Here is a 21004-nt window from a genome sequence, read left to right on the forward strand (position 1 = left end):
TCATCTCCCACCAGGGCGCATGTCATGTCGTTATGCCGCTCAGCCCACATATACGTCCGTTGGTACAAATCTGTTCGAACAAGCTATTCCTGTCCGAACAAGTTGATTAAAAATACTATACAAGTTGTCCGGACAAGTGTGATGTTCCCTTAGACGCCGAGGAGATGGAGTCTGTTCGGACGATGACGAGGAGTCGTCTCAGGGCGAGCGACTTCACCGGCTCACGGAGAGGATCATGCCTATGATGCAGAAGATTCAAAAGTTTGGTGGTGCGATGTTCACCCCCGTGCTGCTCTTTGCCTTCGCGGGAACGGTCGTTGGGTTGGGCACGCTGTTCACGACCGAGGTCATCTTTGGTAGCCTGGCCGCCAAAGACTCACTGTGGTACCAGTGCTGGAACGTCATCCTTCAGGGTGGCTGGACGGTGTTCAACCAGCTTCCCCTGCTGTTTGCCGTCTCGTTGCCCATCGGCCTGGCGTCAAAACAGAACGCCCGCTGCTGTATGGAAGCGCTGGTGGGATACCTTACTTTTCAGTACTTCGTCAACACGATGCTCACACAGTGGGGAGGTATTTTTGGTGTCAACATGTCGCTTGATCCGGGTGCAGCCTCGGGCCTGGCCCTCATAGCGAGCATCAAGACGCTCGACATGGGCATGATTGGGGCCCTCTGCATCTCGGGCATCATCATTGCCATTCACAACAGGTTCTTTGATGTCGAGCTACCCGAGTGGCTGGGTGTGTTCAACGGCTCGGTGTTCGTGTACGTCGTCTGCTTCTTCGTCCTTTTGCCTACGGCGCTGTTGACCTGCGTTATCTGGCCTCATGTCCAGGACGGCATCTCGGCCCTTCAGGGCTTCCTGTTGAGTACGGGATACGTGGGCGTCTGGGTGTTCGTATTTCTGGAGCGCATTCTCATACCATTCGGCCTGCATCACTTGCTCTATTCGCCCCTCTTCTATGACAACATCGTCGTGCATGGCGGCATCTACTCGGCCTGGGCTAACGAGCTGCCCAAGATTGCGGCATCCACCGACTCCCTGGCACAGATTGCGCCTTGGGCGCGCTTTACCAGCACCGGCTGGTCCAAGGTCTTTGGCTGCCTGGGCATAGCGCTTGCCTTCTATAACACTGCGAAACCCGAGCGTAGGGCAGAGCTGTTGGGTCTTCTCATTCCCATCACGCTCACGGCGGCGCTGTGCGGCATCACCGAACCCATCGAGTTCACGTTCCTCTTCATAGCGCCCGTGCTCTTCGTTGTCCATGCCATCTTAGCTGCCTGCCTCTCTACCTGCATGTATCTGGCAGGTGTGGTTGGCGTGTTCTCCGGAGGGCTTATCGAGATGAGTTCCATGGACTTCATTCCCCTCATGGCCTCTCACGGCATGACGTACCTGCTGGCTCTCATCATAGGTCTGGTGTTCACCGGCATCTGGTTCATCGTCTTTAGGACGCTCATCCTGAGGTTTGACTTCAAGACGCCCGGGCGTGAAGACGTCGATGAGTACATCGAATTCAAGTCGAAGAGGGACTACCTCGAATCAAAGGGCGGTACCGTCCAGGGGGAGGGCCCGTCCAAGCGTGCGATTCTTGCCGCCAACGTCATGGACCTGCTTGGTGGCCCTGACAACATCGTTGACGTTACCAACTGTGCGACTCGCCTGCGTGTCAATGTGAGGGATGAGGCGCTTATAGGCGAGGACAAGGACTTCAAGCAGGTGGGCGCCATGGGCATCTCGAAGAAGGGCAGGTCTGCCCAGGTCATCATCGGTCTTTCGGTTCCTTATGTGCGCGAGGAGTTCGAACGGCTGCTCGGTGAGCAAGAGGACTAGGTAATGAAGGGCATGGCACGTCGGGCCGCCGTGCCATGTCCCACAAGGATGAGCGGCCAGTTGGAGGAACCATGTCAAAGAAGAGCTATGCGGTTACCATCGCCGGTGGCGGGTCGACCTTTACCCCGGGCATTGCCCTCATGCTGCTCGAAGAGCATGATCGCTTTCCCGTCGACAAGGTCGTCTTCTACGACAACAACGCAGAGCGTCAGGAGACGGTTGCCAAGGCGTGCGAGATCTACTTCAGGGAGCATGCTCCCGAGCTCGACTTCTCGTATACCACCGACCCGGTCGAGGCGTTCACGGGCGTCGACTTCGTGCTCGCTCACATTCGCGTAGGACTGTATGCCATGCGAGAGCTCGACGAGAAGATTCCACTCAAGCACGGTGTGCTGGGCCAGGAGACGTGCGGGGCCGGCGGCATCGCCTATGGCATGCGCTCCATTGGTGGCGTGATCGAGATTCTCGACTACATGGAGAAGTACTCCCCCAACGCATGGATGCTCAACTACTCGAACCCTGCCGCGATCGTCGCGGAGGCCTGCCGCGTGCTGCGTCCCCACTCCCGCATCATCAACATCTGTGACATGCCCATCGACCTCATGGACAAGATGGCGACCATGTGCCATGTGAAGGGTGGGCGCAGGTCCCTGCAGTACAGCTACTATGGCCTCAATCACTTTGGCTGGTTCACGAAGGTGTACGACAGCGAGGGAAACGATCTCATGCCCGAGATCAAGAGACACATGGCGAAGAACGGCTACCTTGACGGCATCGAGCACGAGGAGGGCAGGGAACAGCACATCGACGAGTCGTGGATTCATACCTTTGGCAAGGCCAAGGACGTCTGGGCCGTCGATCCCGAGACCATCCCCAACACGTACCTCAAGTACTATCTGTTCCCCGACTATGTCGTCGAGACCTCGAATCCAAACTATACGCGTGCCAACGAGGTCATGGATGGACGAGAGAAGCGGGTCTTTGGCGCCTGTCGCGACATCATTGCCAAAGGCACCTCGGAGGGTTGCGGGTTCGAGGCGGATGCCCATGCGACCTACATCGTGGACCTGGCATGTGCGCTTGCCGAGAACACCAAGGAGCGCTTCCTGCTCATCGTTCCCAATGATGGCGCCGTCTCCAACTTCGACGAGACGGCCATGGTGGAGGTTCCCTGCATCGTAGGCGCCAACGGTTACGAGAAGATCTGCCAGGGCAAGGTGCCGCAGTTCCAAAAGGGCATGCTCGAGCAGCAGGTCTCGGTCGAGAAGCTGGTGGTGCAGGCCTGGGTCGAAGGCAGCTACCAGAAGCTGTGGCAGGCGCTGACCCTTTCGGCAACCATCCCGTCGGCTCAGGTCGCCAAGGAGGTCCTCGATGACCTCATCGAGGCCAACAAGGGCTACTGGCCCGAGCTCAAGTAAGTCGGTGCGCCATCTCAGTCTCGATGCTGGCCACGCCCTCATGCAAGCCGTGTGGGGCGTGGCCTGCGAATCGGGCGTACGACATGACGTGGGGGAGGGCACGATGGGCAAGGGGCATAGGAAGTCACAGAGGTCACGGTCTGCGGTGATGGGCACGCGAGCGGATCCGCATCGTGTCGAGCGCGCGTGCCGAGCGGCACGTGCGCATATGCGGGCAGATGCTCCTTGGCTCATCGCACCTCTTGACGCATCGTGCCTTTCAAAGCGCGAACAGCTTACGAGACGAACGTTCACTGTGGTCGAGGTCGTTCTCTGCCTCGATGCCCTCGCCATCATCGTCAGCCTGTCATTCGCCACAGGTGGTCTGACGTCAGATAGCCTGAGGGATCTCTTCAATGGGAGTCCGTCGGCAGCCATCGACCTTGTTGCCGGGTGCGCCCAACCGTTTGTGGCATACCTCCTGCGAATTGCCTACAGGCACTACCGCGTGGGTGACGCAGGCTATGCCCTCGGAAACCTCATCGCCCTTGCCTGCGCGGAGCTCCTGCTGCAGAGCATGGTTGGGTTTATTGCCCTAGTCGTACTCCTGTGGCGTACATATCACCGCTGCTCGTCGGCACTGATCCCATGGGCTTGCCATCGTCGCCTTGGCGGCGTGCTTGTTGACGTCTCGGGAGCCCTCGTCGTCCTCGTGCTGGCGGCGATCCTGTTCTATGCCCATATGCGGCTTGCCGCGTAGTCGGTACCCTTGTGTCGTGCTGTCGCGCCCCTAGTGATGGAACAGCCTCATGCCGGTGAAGGCCATGGCCATGCCGTACCTGTCGGCCGTCTCGATGACGTTGTCGTCGCGGATGGAGCCGCCGGGTTCCACGATGTAGGAGACGCCGCTCTTGTGGGCGCGCTCCACGTTGTCACCGAAGGGGAAGAACGCGTCTGACCCCAGCGTCACACCGGTCTGCGTGGCGATCCAGGCGGCCTTCTCCTCGCGGGTGAGCACCTCGGGGCGTACGGCGAACCACTTCTGCCATTCGCCCTCGGCCAGCACGTCGTCATGCTCGTCAGAGAGGTAGACGTCGATGGCGTTGTCGCGGTTGGCGCGGTGGATGCCCTCCACAAACTCGAGGCCCAGCACCCTGGGATGCTGGCGCAGCCACCAGGTGTCGGCCTTGCTGCCGGCGAGGCGGGTGCAGTGCACGCGGCTCTGCTGGCCGGCGCCCACGCCGATGGCCTGGCCGTCCTTCACATAGCAGACGGAGTTGGACTGCGTGTACTTGAGCGTGATGAGCGAGACGATCATATCGACCTGCGCGGCCTCGGGAATCTCCTTGTTTGTGGTCACGATGTTGGTGAGCAGCGCGCGATCTATCTTGAAGTCATTGTGCCCCTGCTCGAAGGTGATGCCAAAGACATCCTTCTGCTCGACGGGTGCGCATTGGTAGGTGGGGTCGATCTGCACCACGTTGTACCTGCCGCCCTTCTTGGAGCGCAGGATCTCGAGCGCCTCGTCGGTGTAGGCGGGGGCGATGACGCCATCGGAGACCTCGTGCTTGAGGTATTGGGCCGTTCTTGCGTCGCAGGTGTCGGAGAGGGCCGCCCAGTCGCCGTAGGAGCTCATGCGGTCGGCGCCGCGAGCGCGGATGTAGGCGCAGGCGATGGGGGAGAGCTCGCCCTCGTCGTCCACGAAGTAGATCTTCCTGTCCGTCTCGGAGAGGGGAAGCCCCACGGCGGCGCCGGCGGGCGAGACATGCTTGAAGCTTGCCGCGGCAGGCATGCCCGTGGCCTCCTTGAGCTCGCGCACGAGCTGCCACGAGTTGAGGGCGTCGAGGAAGTTGATGTAGCCCGGCGTGCCGGAGAGCACGGTGACGGGGAGGTTCGAGCCGTCCCTCATAAAGATGCGGGAGGGCTTCTGGTTGGGGTTGCAGCCGTACTTGAGTTCCAGCTCGTTCATGGGGGATCCTTTCGGGGGTGCGTCACATCCTCAGTGCTCAGACATCCTCGCGCACAATGCGCGCCGCGGAACTGCGCCTGAGGATGTGTCGCACCCCCGCATGAGGTAAAGATGAGAAAGAACCTATGCCATCGCCTAGTCCCCCAGGTTCTTGTTGAAGAGGGTGACATGGCCGCCCACATTGACATATAGGGAGACCTTGTTGTCCGCATCGAGCGCGCTCCAGACGTCATGGGGGTCCTCGGGCAGAGTGACCTCGATGGGCTCGCCTGCAAAGCTGGGCAAGGGGCTGCCATCCCCCTGATAGGTGCTGATGAGATAGCCCGTTCCCGCATCTGCGTCCTCGTAGGCAAAGAACTCGCGCAGACAGCGGTTGGAGGCGCCGTCGCTCATGTCGTTGCCTGCCTGGCGCTTGAGGATGGAGAGTGCGAACGAGCCCTCCCTGTGCAGGACGGCGGAGATGCGCGGGGTGAAGTTGGGGCTGTCAGGCTCGTACGTGCGGGCCATGCAGCCAGCATGGAAGCTGCCCTTCTCCACGATGGTGTCGGTCTGGTCGCCATTGGTGACCACGAGGCTGTCCCCCATGGTGCGCACGGGATGGTAGATGACGAGTGTGGGATCCTCGAGCCTGTTGGGGTCATGCGCCTCGGTCTTGATGCCGTCCTCGGTGAGGGTGAAGACGCGGTTGCGACTGTTTATGCTGCGACCCATGATCCAGTAGCATGCGACGCGCTCACCTGTCGCACTCGTACCCACCACGATGCCGCGCCCGGGATAGGGATTGCCCCTCAGAAGCTCACATAGGTCGTGCATGATCGTCCTTCCTGGTGGTCGTATGCCCAAGGAAACAGGTAGGCCCCTCCCTTGCGGAGAGACGTGCCCAGACGGTCGGCGCTCCGTTGCGTGCCACCCCACCGTGGTGCCCCACGAAGCCCCATCAGTCACGGCACGCAACCTGATATGACTATATCACGTGATGGTGGCCTTGCCACCCTGCGGGCGCCGTGGGAAACGAGATGCACATCAGAGTTCTCCCGCGTCTCGACGCATGCGGCACAGGAGAGCGGGGACGAGGGAGATGTCAGCGTCTACGGAAGAGGGATGTGCCATGGCAGAGCTCAAGGATGTCTACGACTTTCTCAAGCAATCAAGCAGGCAGGCACGTATCATCTGGCTACCGTCGCGGGTGACCAGCTGCATGTGTGCCCCTTTGGGACGATTGACCTGTTCGAGGGCGGGCTCTACCTTCACATGGGCAAGGGGAAGGATGTGTTCCAGCAGATTGTGGCCAATCCCACGGTTGAGATCGAGGCGCGCCAGGGAGCCGATTGGCTCCGCGTGAGCGGTGGGCTCACGGTGGATGGTCGCGTGGAGGCAAAGAGGCACATGCTGGACGCCTATCCCAACCTGTGCGGCATGTATGACGAGCACGATCCCAACGCGGCAGTGCTCTGCTTCAGGCATGGTACGACCCCGCTTGCCTCACTGGTGCGCATCCCCGGCTGGTCCGTGGCATGGTAGCTCGCGTGCGGGTTTGCGTGTCCATAGCCTCTGAGAGCATCTCTCGGCCAATCGTAGGTGAGACATCATAAAGTTTTCCATCTGATGAAACATCGATTCCTGGTGCGCGCGAATGCTCGCCTTGTGGCATGGTAGATGCTGATACAAAAAATTGTGCATAAATAGTGAATAGCATTCGATATATAAGAAAATTGTTCCTCAAACATGAGTTTTCTGCAAGGGGAGATGTCCGGCATGAGTGAGGAAGTCGTCAACATTTGCGTCGTGGGGGCCACGGGCTATGCGGGCGTGGAGGTGGCTCGCCTGGTGCTCGACCATCCCACGCTGCGGCTGGCCATGGTGACGGATCGCAAGATCGCCGGTACGCCCCTTGCCGAGGCGTATCCGTCCCTGAGGGGCATCACGGATCTTGCGTTCTCTCTGCCTGAGCCTGATGCCATCGCGAAGACGGCAGACGTCGCCTTCCTGGCTGTGCCCCATACGGCGTCCCTCTCCCTCACGCCTCAGCTTCTGGCGCGTGGCGTGACGGTCATCGACCTCTCCGCTGACTATCGCCTCAAGGATGCGGCTACCTATGAGGCCTGGTACGGCGTGCCCCACACAAGCCCCTCCCTGCTGGCGGAGGCGGTCTACGGCCTGCCCGAGCTCAATCGGGACAAGCTCACGGACCTTGCCCGGACACGTGCCGCCGGCAGGCCCGTCCTGGTGGCGGCTCCCGGTTGCTATCCCACGGCGACTGCGCTGGCGGCCGCCCCGGCACTTGCGGCGGGACTCACGACCACCTCGCTCGTGATCTCCGATTGCATCTCGGGGGTCTCGGGTGCTGGGCGCGCCCCCTCGGAGCGCACGCACTACTGCCATGCCGCCGAGTCCGTCGAGGCGTATGGCGTGGGCAGGCACCGTCATACGCCGGAGATCGAGCAGACACTCACGGGCGTGGCGGGCCGTCCGATGGATGTGGTCTTCACGCCGCACCTGGCGCCGCTCACGAGGGGACTGCTCTCCACGGTGTACCTGGAGGCCGCTTCCGGTGTGACCACTGCGCAGGTTCAGCAGGCCTATGGGGATGCCTATGCCCATGAGGCCCTGGTGACCACCCTGCCTTCCGGCCAGATGCCACGGACGGGCTCGGTCGCCGGATCCGCCCGCGCCCAGGTGGGCGTGGCACTCGACCAGCGACGACGGGGCATGATCGTTGCGTCCTGTGCCATCGACAACCTGGGTAAGGGCGCGGCGAGTCAGGCCGTGCAGTGCGCCAACGTCGTACTGGGCCTCCCCGAGACCTGTGGTCTCGACTTTGCCGCCCCCGTACTCTAGCACCCCAAGGAGGTAGCTGTGACTTCCTACCAGCCTTTGGATATTCCCGCACATGGCCACGCGGAGTCCGCCTATGGATTCGCGCCCTGCGATGGTGGCGTGTGTGCCGCCGCGGGCATCAGGGCAGCGGGGTTCTCCGCGGGGTTCCGCCGCAATCCCAACCGCCGCGACCTTGCCCTGGTCGTTGCTGACGAGACCTGCGTATGTGCCGGAACCTTCACCAAGAACCGCTTCTGTGCCGCTCCCGTGCAGGTGTCGCGCGAGCGTGCCGCTGCCGGCCGTGCGCGTGCGGTGGTGCTCAACTCCGGCAATGCCAATGCCGCCACGGGGGATGAGGGGCTCGAGGTGGCCCGTACGTCCGCGCGCCTCGTGGCAGAGGCCGTGGGCTGTTCCGAGGAGGAGGTGCTCGTTGCCTCCACGGGCGTCATCGGCGTGCCCCTGGGCTTGGACAACTTCAGGACGGGCGTTCCTGCCTGCGTAGCACAGCTCGATCGCTCCGCCGCGGCGGCCCACCATGCCGCTCGGGCGGTCATGACCACCGACACCCACTCCAAGCAGGCGGCCGTCGTGGGGCAGCTTCCTGGCAGGGATGGAACGCCTGGCACAACCATCCATGTGGGAGGTTTCTGCAAGGGCTCCGGCATGATACAGCCCAACATGGCAACCATGCTGGCCGTTCTCTCCACCGATGTCTCGCTCACGGCAGCGGCCGCGCATGCCGCCCTGCTCTCGTCGGTCAAGCGCACCTTCAACAAGGTGACGGTGGACTCCGACACCTCCACCAACGACACCTGCGTCCTGCTGGCCACAGGCAGGGCCGCCGTCGACCCCATCGACGAGGCGTCTCCCGCCTTCCCGGTGGTCGCCGCTGCCGTGCGGGCGGTGTGCGAGTCGCTGGCCCGCCAGATTGCGGCTGACGGGGAGGGCTCCACCAAGCTCGTGACCGTGGACGTGCTGGGCGCCGCCACGGACGAGGATGCCGATGTCGTGGCGCGCTCCATCGCCAATTCGCCCCTCGTGAAGACGGCCGTCTTTGGTCACGATGCCAACTGGGGCAGGGTCGCCATGGCGGCCGGCAAGTGCGGGGTCGCGTTCGACCAGCGCAGGGTGGACATCGACTTTTTGGGCGTGCCCGTGTGCCGCGGCGGGCTCACGGTACCCATGGACGAGGAGGACATGCTCCGCCGCTTCGAGGCCCCCGAGGTCTCCATCGCCATCGACCTGGGCATGGGCACGTGCCACACGCGCATCTGGACCTGCGACCTCACGCACGACTACGTGACCATCAATGGGGACTATCGCACCTAATGTCCCGGCGCGGGGATGGTGCAACTCCAACGGGAGGGACAGGCTATGGCGATACGCAGGGGACAGCCCTCACGGGCGTCACAGGAGCAGGCGGAGGTGCTCATCGAGGCGCTGCCTTGGATCAATGCGTGGTCGGGCAGCACCTTTGTGGTGAAGTACGGTGGCTCGGCCATGGAGAGGCCCGAGCTGCGGGCCAAGGTCATCGAGGACGTGCTCATGCTCAAGCTCATGGGGGTGCGCGTGGTGCTCGTGCACGGTGGCGGCAAGGCCATCTCTGCACTGAGCGACCAACTCGATCTCAGCGTGCAGTTCAAGGACGGGCTGCGCGTGACCGATGACGCCACCATGGACGTGGTGCAGATGGTGCTCGTGGGCAAGGTGAACGCCCAGCTCGTGGGTGCCATCAACAGCTATGGCAACTACGCCCTGGGCATCACGGGTGCCGATGGCCGCACGCTGATGGCCGCCCAGCAGGACCCCAGCCTGGGCCGGGTGGGCAAGGTGACCGAGGTCAACGTCGACCTCATCGACAAGATCCTGGAGGATGGCTACATCCCCGTACTGGCGGGCGTGGGCTTTGGCAAGGATGGTGGCTCCTACAACGTGAACGCCGACCTCGCAGCGAGTAGGGTCGCCGCTGCCCTCAAGGCCGACAAGCTCTTCTTCCTCACCGACGTCGATGGCCTCTACGCCGACTTCGACGACAGGGACAGCCTCATCGCAGGCATGAGCGTCGCCGAGGCGCGCAAACTCGTGGATGCGGGTACGCTCACGCATGGCATGATCCCCAAGATCGAGAGCGCCATCGACGCCATCGATGCGGGGGTGGGGCAGGTCACCATCCTCAATGGGACCGTGCCCCACTCGATGATCATCGAGACCTTCACCGATGCCGGCATCGGCACCGAGATCTCCGAACACTACGAGGCACCCGAGGAGGACTAGCCATGTACGAGTTTGACAGGCACGCCGAGTTCATCGGTCAGGACGACACCTATCTCATGCATACGTACGGACGCCTGCCCGTGGAGTTCGTCTCGGGCAGGGGTGCCGTGCTCACGGACAGCGAGGGTCGAGAGTACCTGGACTTCCTGGGGGGCATCGGCTCGGTGAGCCTGGGTCACTGCCATCCCGCGCTGGTCGCGGCCGTGCAGGAGCAGGCGGGCAGGCTCTGGCAGGTGGGCAACTACTACTACGTGGAGAATCGCAACGAGCTCGCGCGTGACCTCTCGGATATCCTGAGTGCCACGACAGATGAGGCGGGGCACATCACGGGATCCACGGGGGAGACGTGGAAGACCTTCTTCGCCAACTCCGGGGCCGAGGCCAACGAGGGTGCCATCAAGCTGGCACGCAGGTGGGGTGAGCGCACGCTGGGCGGTGCCACGGGCATCATCACGGCCAAGAAGAGCTTCCATGGCCGCACGCTGGCCACGCTCTCGGCAACCGGTCAGGAGGCCTTCCATCAGAGCTTCTTGCCCCTGCCTGCCGGCTTCGAGGCGGTGCCGCTCAACGATCTGGCGGCGCTTGAGGAGGCCGTCGCACACCCCTCCGACCAGTGCGGCCCCGTGTGCGCGGTCATGCTCGAGTGCGTGCAGGGCGAGGGGGGCGTGTGGCCGGTGACCAAGGAGTACCTGCAGGGCGTCTCCCGGCTGTGCCACGAGAGGGGCCTCGTGCTCGTGGTGGACGAGGTGCAGGCGGGCATCTTCCGCTGCGGTGCGCCCTTTGCCTATCAGCTCTTTGACGTCGTGCCCGATATCGTGAGCATGGCCAAGGGCATTGGCGGTGGCTTCCCCATGGGGGCCTTCGCCGCGCGCGACGAGGTGGCCGCCCTGTTTGGGCCGGGCGACCACGGCTCCACCTTTGGCGGCAACGCCCTGGCGTCCGTCGTGGGGCGCGCGGTCATCGAGACCCTCGTGGGCGAGCATGTGGGCGGGCATGTGATTGCCACCGGTGCACATCTTACCCAGGCCTTGGCAACCCTGCCTCACGTGAGCGAGGTGCGTGGCCGCGGCCTCATGCGGGCAGCCCAGTTTGACGCGCCCATCGCCACCGAGCTGGTGGAACAGGGCCTCTCTGCCGGTCTGGTGCTCAACCACATCGGTGACTCCATCCTGCGCTTCCTGCCGCCACTGGTGGTGACCGACGAGCAGGTGGATGCCATGGCCAGCCGCCTGCGCGGGCTCATCGAGGGGTTGGCCTAGGTTCATGCGCCCCTTGCCGGGATGGGGCCGCGTGCCTGCATGGCCGCGATCCCCTTTGCATAGATGAACCACCTGTATGAATGGCGGTACATGGCGAGTGCGTTCAAAGTGTACATTTCTGTCATCTTGCGTGATGTTTGCCCAGGATCGCAATTCTGGAAGTTACGCATGCGTACAGTTTGGGGGCTACCCGTCAGGTGCGGAGAGCATAGACTCACCCGGAGTATCAGGTGCCAGACATTCGGAGGACCTCCATGCCCCACAAGCGACTCGTCAAGGTCATCCTGCTCACCGGTTACCTCGGTGCGGGCAAGACCACGCTGCTCAACCATATCCTCGCCAACGACGAGGGCATCCATGCCGCCGTCATCGTCAACGACATCGGCGAGGTCAACGTGGACGCCACCCTCATCGCCGATGGAGGCCTGTCCGAGACGGACGACCTCATCCCCATGACCAACGGCTGCATCTGCTGCACGCTGTCAAGCGACCTCACCGACCAGCTGCAGTCCATCGCCGACTCCGGTACGTTCGACTACATCATCATCGAGGCATCGGGCATCTGCGAGCCCATCCCCATCGCCTATACCATCAGCGCCTTCTGCGACCAGGAGCGGGCGGGTGGCCAGGCGCCGCTTGCGCTCGACAACATCGTGGCGGTGGTGGACTGCAAGCGCATGTACGACGAGTTCAATGGTGGCCATGCGCTCTTGGGCGACGACATCGACGAGGACGACATCGAGAACCTGCTCATCCAGCAGATCGAGTTCTGCTCCACGCTCATCCTCAACAAGTGCGACCTCGTGAGCCCCAACCAGATCGCCGAGCTCAAGGCCCTCATCCGCAGCCTGCAGAGGGATGCCGTCATCGTGGAGGCCGAGCGCGGGGAGATCCCGATGGGCGAGCTGCTCGACACGGGACGCTTCGACTTCGACAGGGCATACAATTCGGCGGCGTGGATGGATGCCATGGAGCATCCCGAGGAGCATGATGACCCCGAGGTGCTGGAGTACGACATCACCACATTCGTGTACGAGCGCCGCCACCCCTTTGACGTCGACGCCTTCGCCGCCTACGTCAAGACCTGGCCCGACAGCGTCATTCGCGCCAAGGGCATGCTGTGGGCCAACCAGGATCTGGACATGTGCTACGTGTTCGAGACGGCTGGGCGCCAGGCAAACATGCAGGCGAATGGCCTCTTCGTGGCCTCGGCTCCCGAGGACGAGATGCGGCGGATCGTCGAGGCCAACCCCGAGGTGCTCAAGGACTGGGATCCCGTGCTGGGCGACCGCATGACCAAGCTATGCTTCATTGGCAGGCACATGGATCGCGCGGCGTTGGAGCGAGGCCTGGACGAGTGCCTGGTGGCGTGGGATCCGGGGCGTGCCCGCGCCTAGCGTGAGGGATCCCTCGGCCGGGGCGTGCCGACTTGGTATACACTGCCTGAAGTCGTGTCGGAGGGCGCGGGAGGGACTCTCGGCGTCCGCACTCATGAATGGAAGCCGTCTGTGATCAGGGAACTCTGCAAGGACGAGAAGGTGCTCTCCATCCGCTGCGAGAGGGCAATGCCGGAGGATGCGCCCATTGCGCAGGATCTCATTGACACCATCGAGTCCATCGAGGACGGTGCCTGTCTGGCGGCCAACCAGATTGGTGTCACCAAGCAGGTTGTGGCCTACCTGGACGAGGATAAGGGGCCTCACGTGCTCTACAACCCCCGCGTGGTGATGGGCCTGGGCGCCCAGCGCGTGGAGGAGGGCTGCCTCACGCGTGACGGGACCTCCAAGGTCACGCGCTACGCCAAGGTGAAGGTGACCTTCGATGACCTTGTGGATGGTGCCTTCAAGCGGCGCACCTACGACTTCGAGGGCTGGACGGCGCAGATGGTCCAGCATATGGTCGACCACTGCCAGGGCAAGCTGGTGTAGCGAGGCGCCCGCGGCGCCAACGGCGGGGAGCCCGGCACGAGCGCGCGGACAAGGAATAGAATCAGGGCAGCCACTGCTGGCGCGATGAAGGAGGACCCTATGCTTGTCAAGGACTACACCCTGCATGGTGAGGGAGCCAACCGCGACTTTGACCTGGTGGTGTATGGCTCCAAGGGTCAGCCGGTGATCGCCTTCCCCGAGGCCGATGCCTCATGCGTGTGCTGGGAGAACAACGGCATGGTCGCGGCGCTCGCCGACCTCATCGAGGCCGGCACCATCCAGCTCTTCTGCGTCGACTCCCTCGATGACGAGAGCTGGCATGCGACGGGGGCGCTCGACGAGTATCGCCGTCAGAACCTTGCCGATTGGTTCGACTTCATAGAGCACGAGCTGCTTGCCTTCGTGGGCACGACGTCCACCTCTCGTAGGAGGCCCCTGCTCGTGGGGGCGGGCATGGGTGCCATGAACGTTACGGTCGCCCTGCTGCGCAAGCCCGCCGCCTACGCGGGGCTGCTTGCCCTTTCCGGGACCTATGACGTCCGCGCCCTGGTGGGCGACTGGGCGGTGCCTGAGTGGCTTGCCTTCTCGCCGGTGGACCTTGTCGCCAACCTCGATCCCGCATCCGATGTCGTCAAGGCGCTCAAGGACGGCCAGCTTGCCTTCGTAAGTGGCCAGGAAGGCAGCGAGATGGGGGCGTGGAGCCAGAGCCTCCTTGAGGAGCGCATGGCTGCGCTTGGCATAGACGCCACCTTCGAGCTGTGGGGCTACGACGTGAGTCACGACTGGTGCTGGTGGCAGGAGATGTGCCGCCAGCTCCTGCCGTGCCTGCTCAAGCGCAATGGCCTCGAGCAGCGCAGGCTCACGGCGCGGGTCTCCCGCGCCGAGGTCGAGGCCCAGCACGCCGAGGAGGTGCTGGCCGCGCGCGAGGCGGAGCTTGCGGTCGTCGAGGCTTCCCTCAGCCAGACCAAGGGCGAGGTAAAGGTCACCGCTGCCCGTCAGGAGGCGGAGGAGCACGTGGTGCTCGAGCACGAAAGGGAGCTCAAGCGCCTTGCCGACCTCGCCACCGAGGCGTGGGCCGAGCGCGATCGCATCGCCCAGCTCCTCGCCCATGCCAACGATGCGGGCAACGAGGCACAGGCCAAGGCTGATGCTGCCGCCGAGGCGCTCTCCGAGGCCGAGTGGATTGCCGGCGAGGCCAAGGGGGCCGCCGAACGTGCCGCGACCGAACATGCTGCCGCGAAGGAACGGGTGAGGGAGGCTCGCACGGCGGCCCAGGCCGCCAAGAAGGCCAAGGCCGCTGCCGACAAGGCCTTGGTGGACGTGCAGGCGGAGCTCAAGGCCAAAAAGGAGGCACACACGGCGGCCAAGCCAAAGGCTCGCAAGGCGTCCGCCAAGGCCACGAAGAAGCCCACGGCGAAGAAGATGGCTGCCAAGCGGTCTGCCGATGCGTCCGCCACGTAGGGCCACATCACCGGAAAGGGGCAGTTGGGGTGCCCCGCACGCACTGGTGCGTGCGGGGCACAGGCCATTCGGATGCCGTGCCTATGCCTCCACGTCGTAGCGCACGGCATACTGCGTGAAGATGCGATCGAAGAAGTAGGTGACGCCAAACGTGGCGTAGATGCGGTGGAGCGGCCCGCCCTCAATGGCGTGCTGTCCCAGTTGAAAGACCTCGTCAAAGGTCCGTCTCGTCCCCTCGTCCTCGCTGGCCGTGACCACCACCTTGTGGGCGCCGCTGCGTGCGATGACGTCGTGCTGGCGCTGGGCGAAGGCATTGGACGTGGTGACCACGACCAGAAGGTCGCCCGCACCGAGCGCCCTGATGCCATTGATGTCCGGGGAGTTCTCGCTCACCATGCGAACGAATCGGCTCTCGGCGTGCATGGCCTGCTGGAACTCCCTCAGGGAGAGCGTGGATGCCTCGGTGGCAAAGAGCACCACGTGGGATGCATCGTGCAGCATGCTCACGAGCCGCGCCACCTGGTCGGTGAGGAGCACCCTGTCGATCTGCGTGTAGATGGCATCGAGGTCCGCATGGAGGTTGCGGTGCTGACTGCGCTCGGCGCGCACATAGGCAAGGTAGTGCGCACGGAGTTCCTGCTGCTCCTCCTTGCTCAGGACGCGGTTCTGGGTGATGGAAAAGCCGATCTCGCTCATGGAGGCCTCCTTGTGCGGTGCCGTGTTGCACCTTGTCGCCGATCCCATTGTAGGAGTTGTGCACCTGTCGCAGCGAGGCTATCCTGAGGAAGAGTCGCACGTGAGAAAGGTATGGTATGGCCACGCAACCCATCCGTGACGTCGCCGCCCGCATGAGGCTCGAGAGTCCCGCCATGGCGGCCTCTCCCGTCGAGACGCGCAATGCCGCGCTTGTCCGCATCAAGCAGGCGCTCCTGGCCTCCCAGGACGACGTCTTTGCCGCCAATGCCCATGACCTCGAGCGTGCCCGGCGGGGCGCCGTCGCCCCCGCCGTCATCAAACGCCTGCGCTTCGGTGAGCACAAGCTGGCGGACGTGGTCGCTGGGCTTGACAGCCTGAGGGGGCTGCCCGATCCGCTCGGGCGCACGCTGCTCTTCCGTGAGCTGGACGAGGGTCTCACGCTCACGCGCGTGAGCTGTCCCATCGGCGTGATCGGCGTCATGTTCGAGGCGCGGCCCGACGCGCTCGTGCAGATTGCCTCGCTCTGCATCAAGAGCGGCAACGTGGCCATCCTCAAGGGCGGATCCGAGACGGCCGAGACCAACCGTGTGATCTTCGGCCTCGTGCATGCGGCGGCGGTCGGGGCGGGCCTCCCCACAAGCTGTCTCTTCCAGGCCGAGGCCCACAGCGAGATCGACGAGCTGCTCGCTTGCTATGGCCTCGTTGACCTGCTCATCCCACGCGGCTCCAACGCCTTCGTGCGCCACATCATGGACAACACCAAGATTCCCGTGATGGGGCACGCCGATGGCATCTGCCACATCTACGTGGATGAGGCAGCGGACGTGAAGCGTGCCGTGCCCCTGTGCGTGGACGCCAAGTGCCAATACACCGCGGCCTGCAACGCGGTGGAGACCCTCCTCGTGCATGCCGACGCCGCCGAGCGCTTCCTGCCCGCCCTCGCCGCAGCCTACGATGCGGCGGGCGTGGAGATGCGCGGCGACGAGCGCACGCGAGCCCTCATCCCCTGCGCGCCCGCCACGAGCGAGGACTGGGACAGCGAGTACCTGGCGCCCATCATCTCCATCAAGGTGGTGGACTCGCTGGACGAGGCCATCGCCCACATCAACCGTCATGGCTCCCATCACACGGACGCCATCCTCACCGAGGACGCGGTGGCGGCCGGGCGCTTCATGGATCTGGTGGACTCCGCCGGCGTGTACCAGAACGCCTCCACGCGCTTTGCCGACGGCTTCCGCTACGGCTTTGGCGCCGAGGTGGGCATCTCCACGAGCAAGCTGCATGCGCGTGGTCCCGTGGGGCTGGATGGTCTCGTGACCTACAAGTACAGGCTGCGCGGCCATGGCCAAGTCGTGGGCGACTATGCCGAGGGCAGACGTCAGTTCCACTTCAGGGACCTGGCGTAGGGACGCCGCGGCCCCACGTGCGGGACTATCGGGTCAGGCGCTCGCGCACCTCCTCGAGGAGCCTGCGGTAGTCGGAGAGGCGTGCCTGCGGGAACGCCCGCAGCACGCGCCGTTCCTGGTCGCTCAGCATCCCGGCGAACGTCCTGGCGAGCTCGTCAAGCGAGGGCAGGCTGGGCCATCTGGCCGCCTCGCGCAGGCTGGGGAGCGGGGAGAGCTGCCGTGTGGTGGCGTGCACCCGGGCGGCGGCGCCCTCCACATAGGCGCGGATGCGTCCCCTGATCAGCTCGTCCATGTCCGGCGTGGTGAGCGCGGGCAGGCCCTCGCGCAGGCTCGCCAGTCTTAGCAGGCTCTCCTCGCGCAGGTAGTCCATCTTCTGGCGCAGCCCCGCCATGCCCGTCACGGTGATGGCGGCATCCGTGGCAAAGAGGGCCAGGCTTGCCGCGCCCACCAGCTTGAGCAGGGGATGCGGCAGGCCCTCGAGGGCGTCCAGCAGGTATGGGTTGACCAGCACCACGGCCACGCAGCAGGCACCGAACTCGGCGAAGCCGCCGATCCAGACGCGCCCGTTGATGTTGAGGGGCTTGTCGGAGTAGTCCCACCAGCGCGCATGGTAGGCGCGCTCCATGGCCCAGGACGTCACGTACTCCAGCCCGCAGCTCGCGAGGCCACCAGCACAGAACACCATTCCCAACCTGTCCAGCCCGGAGAGCCCGAGGGCCGCGATCATGGCCCCACAGCCGTAGATGGGGATGTAGGGCCCGTTGAGGAAGCCACGATTGATGGGGCGACCGACGTGGAGGGAGCAGTAGGTGCTCTCGATGACCCAGCCGCACATGCTGTAGGCAAGGAAGAGCAGCCAGAGGAGGTCAGGCTGCGTCAGAGGGCTACCGTCCGGCACGGCGTGCGTCCCCTCTCCCACGAAGGCGCCGCACGAGGCCCCGCGCCGTCTCGCGGGTGGCGACGTACTTGTCCGCCATGCAGAGCAGCCAGGCCTCGCGACAGGTGGGTGGCACCGGCGTGAGCGGGAACATGTGGCGCAGGATCATGTTCCCCTCGATGGCCGTGAGGGCAAAGTCGCGTCGCGCGTTCTCATAGGCGGTGCGAGGATGCCTGAAGCCATGCAGGCGGTGCGCGGGGTCGCTCTCATGCCAGTCGTAGAGGAAGTAGTCGTGCAGGAGCGCCCCACGCAGGAGGTCGCGCTCGTGTACGGGGACGCGCAGGCGGCATGCCAGGGAGATGCAAGCGTGCGTGACGGCGACGGAATGCCTGAAGACCGAGGTGGTGCCATGCTGCATGCAGCGGCGCTCGATGGCGATGCCCTCGGAGGCGAGGATGTCCATGCAGTGGCGCTCCATCAGGCCTTGGATGGAGCGACCAGCTGCAAGGGGCGTCCTGTGGGGAATTGGCATGGGCGTGGGCCTCCTGTGGCCCTGCGGGCTAGGCCCTCAGGCGCTCCGCGATGGCCAGGATGAACTCCTCGGTGCCCAGCGTCTGGGGGCGGGGGAGCGTGGTGATGCGCGCGAGGTCGCCCGTCATCCGTCCGGCCTCGATCGTGGCGATCGTGGCGGCCTCGAGACGGTCGGCAAAGTCCACGAGCTCGGGCGTCCCGTCCAGCTCGCCGCGCTTGCGGAGTGCCCCCGACCAGGCGAAGATCGTGGCGACGGAGTTGGTGGAGGTTGGCTCGCCCTTGAGGTGGCGGTAGTAGTGGCGCTGCACCGTGCCGTGGGCCGCCTCGTACTCGTAGTAGCCATGGGGCGAGACCAGCACCGACGTCATCATGGCGAGGCTGCCGAAGGCGGAGGAGAGCATGTCGCTCATCACATCGCCATCGTAGTTCTTGCAGGCCCAGATGAAGCCGCCCTCGCTGCGCATGACGCGGGCCACGGCGTCGTCGATGAGGGTGTAGAAGTACTCGATGCCCGCCTGCTCGAAGCGTGCCTGGTAGTCCGTTGCATAGACGTCCGCAAAGATGTCCTTGAAGCGGTGGTCGTAGGTCTTGGAGATGGTGTCCTTGGTGGCAAACCAGAGGTCCTGCCCGGTGGAGAGGGCGTACTCGAAGCAGCTGCGCGCGAAGCTCTCGATGGAGGCATCGAGGTTGTGCATGCCCTGGATGACGCCGGGCCCCTCGAAGCGGTGGATGAGCTCGCGGGCCTCGCTGCCGTCCTCGGCCGTGAACACGAGCTCGGCCGTGCCGGCTCTGGGTATGCGCATCTCGCTGTTGCGATACACGTCGCCGTAGGCGTGGCGCGCGATGGTGATGGGCCGCCTCCAGCTGCGTACCTGTGGCTCGATGCCCCTGACCTGGATGGGTGCGCGGAACACGGTGCCGTCGAGCAGGGCGCGGATGGTGCCGTTGGGGCTCTTCCACATCCTCTTGAGGCCGTACTCGCTCACGCGCGCGGCATTGGGCGTGATGGTGGCGCACTTCACGGCCACGCCCAGGCGTCGCGTCGCCTTGGCGGAGTCGATGGTCACCTGGTCATCCGTCTCGTCGCGATGCTTGAGGCCCAGATCGAAGTACTCGGTCCTGAGATCGACGAAGGGGCAGATGAGGTCGTCCTTTATCATCTGCCAGATGATGCGGGTCATCTCGTCGCCGTCCATCTCGACGAGCGCGGTCTTCATCTGGACTTTGGGTTCTGCCATGCATGCCTCCCTGATGATACGTGTACCCCCATGGTACTTGAGGAACCCGCCTCCGCCTCATGTGGATACGCCTTGGCAACGAAGGGGGCATCGGCGTCTCAAGCGCCGATGTATGCATAGTGGGGGTCGGCTCTACGAAAGGCGCTCGCCTACAGGGTGCGTTTCCGTCACATTCGACGAGGCAATCCTGGGCAGATGTCGGCGCGCGGAACGCAGGCGTACACCTTGGATCGCCCACCAACGCATGGCTATGCATGCACGCATTGCTAGAATGGGAGACAGGGTAATCCTCGCGAGGAAGGCAGCTCCCATGATTTACACGGTTACGCTCAACCCGGCACTCGACAAGACGGCAACGGTCGAGAACCTCCGTCTCGACTTCGTCAATCGCATCAGCGAGCTGCGCGTCGATCCAGGTGGCAAGGGCATCAACGTCTCCAAGGTCGTCAAGGAGCTGGGTGGCACCTCGGTTGCCTATGCGCTCCTGGCAGGCAACACGGGTGCGACCATCAAGAACATGCTTGACGAGCTTGGCGTCAGCTGCGAGGTGCTCGAGGTCCCGGGAGAGACGCGTACCAACCTCAAGATCAAGGATCCCATCAACAAGACGAACACGGATATCAACGAGCCCGGTCCGGAGGTGACGGACGAGCAGCTGAACGGCATGCTTGAGCGGCTCGCCGCCAAGGTTGGCACGGGCGACATCGTGGTGCTCTCGGGCTCGCTGCCGCGCGGTGCCGCCACGGGCACCTACAGGACGTGGGTCACGGCCCTCAAGGCCGCAGGTGCCAGGGTCTACCTGGATGCCGATGGCGACAAGCTCGCGGCAGGCATCGAGGCCAAGCCCGACCTCATCAAGCCCAACGAGATCGAGCTCGGTGCCATGTTCGGCCGCACGCTCGATGCGGACGGGGAGGTCGCGTCCGCCGCCCGCGAGCTCATCGACGGGGGGCTTGATCGCGTGATGGTCTCCATGGGCGGTGCCGGGGCCCTCTATGTGACCAAGGACGTGACGGTGAAGGCCAGTCCCGTGAAGGTGAGGGTGGGCTCCACCGTCGGTGCGGGCGACTCCGTGGTGGCGGCGCTTGCCTATGCGGAGGATACGGGCTTGGGCCTGGAGGAGACCATGAGGCTCGCCATGGCCACGGGCGCCGCCAACGTGATGCAGTCCGGGACGCAGGCCGCCCCGCGCGACCTGATCGACTCCCTCGTGGACAAGGTGCAGGTCACGCAGCTGTAGGTGCCTGAGAGTCCCCACCTGCGGGAGGGGTGGGAATCGATGCCCTGACGGGGCGCCTGCGCCTGGCGCGCGCCGACAAG

The 21004-nt window shown here is 64.2% G+C and carries 19 protein-coding genes and 1 riboswitch; of the genes, 13 read left to right on the forward strand and 6 right to left on the reverse strand.

Going from position 1 to position 21004, the window contains the following annotated elements; translation table 11 throughout:
- Positions 1 to 235 precede the first annotated feature (235 nt).
- From J2S71_RS06070 to J2S71_RS06080, 3 genes are all read left to right on the forward strand, one after another.
- Complete coding sequence (locus J2S71_RS06070; RefSeq protein WP_307389695.1) at positions 236 to 1831, forward strand: alpha-glucoside-specific PTS transporter subunit IIBC; 1596 nt, start codon at positions 236 to 238, stop codon at positions 1829 to 1831.
- 71 nt (positions 1832 to 1902) lie between these two features.
- Complete coding sequence (locus J2S71_RS06075; RefSeq protein WP_307389698.1) at positions 1903 to 3249, forward strand: 6-phospho-alpha-glucosidase; 1347 nt, start codon at positions 1903 to 1905, stop codon at positions 3247 to 3249.
- Between the two features lie 295 nt (positions 3250 to 3544).
- Positions 3545 to 3988, forward strand: a complete 444-nt coding sequence (locus J2S71_RS06080; protein ID WP_307389702.1) for a hypothetical protein — start codon at positions 3545 to 3547, stop codon at positions 3986 to 3988.
- Between the two features lie 30 nt (positions 3989 to 4018).
- Here the strand turns inward: J2S71_RS06080 and J2S71_RS06085 are convergent, their stop codons facing one another.
- Complete coding sequence (locus J2S71_RS06085; RefSeq protein WP_307389704.1) at positions 4019 to 5197, reverse strand: phosphoribosylaminoimidazolecarboxamide formyltransferase; 1179 nt, start codon at positions 5195 to 5197, stop codon at positions 4019 to 4021.
- Positions 5198 to 5332: 135 nt separating this feature from the next.
- Positions 5333 to 6010: an IMP cyclohydrolase gene (locus tag J2S71_RS06090; RefSeq protein WP_307389707.1), complete on the reverse strand. Its 678-nt coding sequence runs from the start codon at positions 6008 to 6010 to the stop codon at positions 5333 to 5335.
- 58 nt (positions 6011 to 6068) lie between these two features.
- Positions 6069 to 6152, reverse strand: a riboswitch (ZMP/ZTP riboswitch).
- 296 nt (positions 6153 to 6448) lie between these two features.
- On the opposite strand from J2S71_RS06090, the gene J2S71_RS06095 reads away from it, so the two are divergent.
- The 8 genes from J2S71_RS06095 (at position 6449) to J2S71_RS06130 (ending at position 14936) form a co-directional block, all read left to right on the forward strand.
- On the forward strand, positions 6449 to 6718 hold the full coding sequence (locus tag J2S71_RS06095) for a hypothetical protein (protein ID WP_307389710.1): 270 nt from the start codon (positions 6449 to 6451) through the stop codon (positions 6716 to 6718).
- 234 nt (positions 6719 to 6952) lie between these two features.
- Positions 6953 to 8035, forward strand: a complete 1083-nt coding sequence (gene argC / locus J2S71_RS06100; protein ID WP_307389714.1) for an N-acetyl-gamma-glutamyl-phosphate reductase — start codon at positions 6953 to 6955, stop codon at positions 8033 to 8035.
- Between the two features lie 18 nt (positions 8036 to 8053).
- Positions 8054 to 9343, forward strand: coding sequence for a bifunctional glutamate N-acetyltransferase/amino-acid acetyltransferase ArgJ (gene argJ / locus J2S71_RS06105; protein ID WP_307389717.1), 1290 nt, complete (start codon positions 8054 to 8056; stop codon positions 9341 to 9343).
- Positions 9344 to 9388: 45 nt separating this feature from the next.
- Positions 9389 to 10288 carry an acetylglutamate kinase gene (gene argB / locus J2S71_RS06110; protein ID WP_307389720.1) on the forward strand — a complete coding sequence of 300 codons (900 nt, stop codon included), beginning with the start codon at positions 9389 to 9391 and terminating at the stop codon, positions 10286 to 10288.
- 2 nt (positions 10289 to 10290) lie between these two features.
- Positions 10291 to 11547, forward strand: coding sequence for an aspartate aminotransferase family protein (locus J2S71_RS06115; protein WP_021724957.1), 1257 nt, complete (start codon positions 10291 to 10293; stop codon positions 11545 to 11547).
- A 254-nt stretch (positions 11548 to 11801) separates the two neighbouring features.
- Positions 11802 to 12944 carry a CobW family GTP-binding protein gene (locus J2S71_RS06120; protein WP_307389723.1) on the forward strand — a complete coding sequence of 381 codons (1143 nt, stop codon included), beginning with the start codon at positions 11802 to 11804 and terminating at the stop codon, positions 12942 to 12944.
- A 111-nt stretch (positions 12945 to 13055) separates the two neighbouring features.
- The gene (locus J2S71_RS06125; RefSeq protein WP_021724942.1) at positions 13056 to 13475 is read left to right on the forward strand and encodes a peptide deformylase; all 420 of its coding nucleotides are present in this window, start codon (positions 13056 to 13058) and stop codon (positions 13473 to 13475) included.
- A 99-nt stretch (positions 13476 to 13574) separates the two neighbouring features.
- On the forward strand, positions 13575 to 14936 hold the full coding sequence (locus J2S71_RS06130) for an alpha/beta hydrolase-fold protein (RefSeq protein WP_307389728.1): 1362 nt from the start codon (positions 13575 to 13577) through the stop codon (positions 14934 to 14936).
- 81 nt (positions 14937 to 15017) lie between these two features.
- Here J2S71_RS06130 and J2S71_RS06135 read toward each other — a convergent pair whose 3' ends face one another.
- Entirely contained in the window at positions 15018 to 15632 is a 615-nt protein-coding gene (locus J2S71_RS06135; RefSeq protein ID WP_021724933.1) for a hypothetical protein, read from the reverse strand.
- 116 nt (positions 15633 to 15748) lie between these two features.
- Between J2S71_RS06135 and J2S71_RS06140 the strand changes: the two genes are divergently transcribed.
- Positions 15749 to 17038, forward strand: coding sequence for a glutamate-5-semialdehyde dehydrogenase (locus J2S71_RS06140; RefSeq protein WP_307389733.1), 1290 nt, complete (start codon positions 15749 to 15751; stop codon positions 17036 to 17038).
- Positions 17039 to 17063: 25 nt separating this feature from the next.
- Here J2S71_RS06140 and J2S71_RS06145 read toward each other — a convergent pair whose 3' ends face one another.
- Genes J2S71_RS06145 through J2S71_RS06155 form a run of 3 tightly spaced genes read right to left on the reverse strand, consistent with a single transcriptional unit; the run spans position 17064 to position 19684 of the window.
- Entirely contained in the window at positions 17064 to 17936 is an 873-nt protein-coding gene (locus J2S71_RS06145; protein ID WP_021725017.1) for a putative ABC transporter permease, read from the reverse strand.
- Positions 17923 to 18447: an HD domain-containing protein gene (locus J2S71_RS06150; RefSeq protein ID WP_307389737.1), complete on the reverse strand. Its 525-nt coding sequence runs from the start codon at positions 18445 to 18447 to the stop codon at positions 17923 to 17925. Before J2S71_RS06150 ends, J2S71_RS06145 begins: the two co-directional genes overlap by 14 nt.
- Before the next feature lie 28 nt (positions 18448 to 18475).
- The gene (locus tag J2S71_RS06155; RefSeq protein WP_307389740.1) at positions 18476 to 19684 is read right to left on the reverse strand and encodes an NADP-dependent isocitrate dehydrogenase; all 1209 of its coding nucleotides are present in this window, start codon (positions 19682 to 19684) and stop codon (positions 18476 to 18478) included.
- Positions 19685 to 19994: 310 nt separating this feature from the next.
- Here J2S71_RS06155 and pfkB point away from each other — a divergent pair, with 310 nt between their 5' ends.
- A complete protein-coding gene (pfkB, locus tag J2S71_RS06160; RefSeq protein WP_307389742.1) occupies positions 19995 to 20924 on the forward strand; it encodes a 1-phosphofructokinase in 930 nt (309 codons plus the stop codon).
- Positions 20925 to 21004: the final 80 nt, after the last annotated feature.

This window comes from Olsenella profusa DSM 13989, assembly GCF_030811115.1.
GTDB lineage: Bacteria > Actinomycetota > Coriobacteriia > Coriobacteriales > Atopobiaceae > Olsenella_F > Olsenella_F profusa.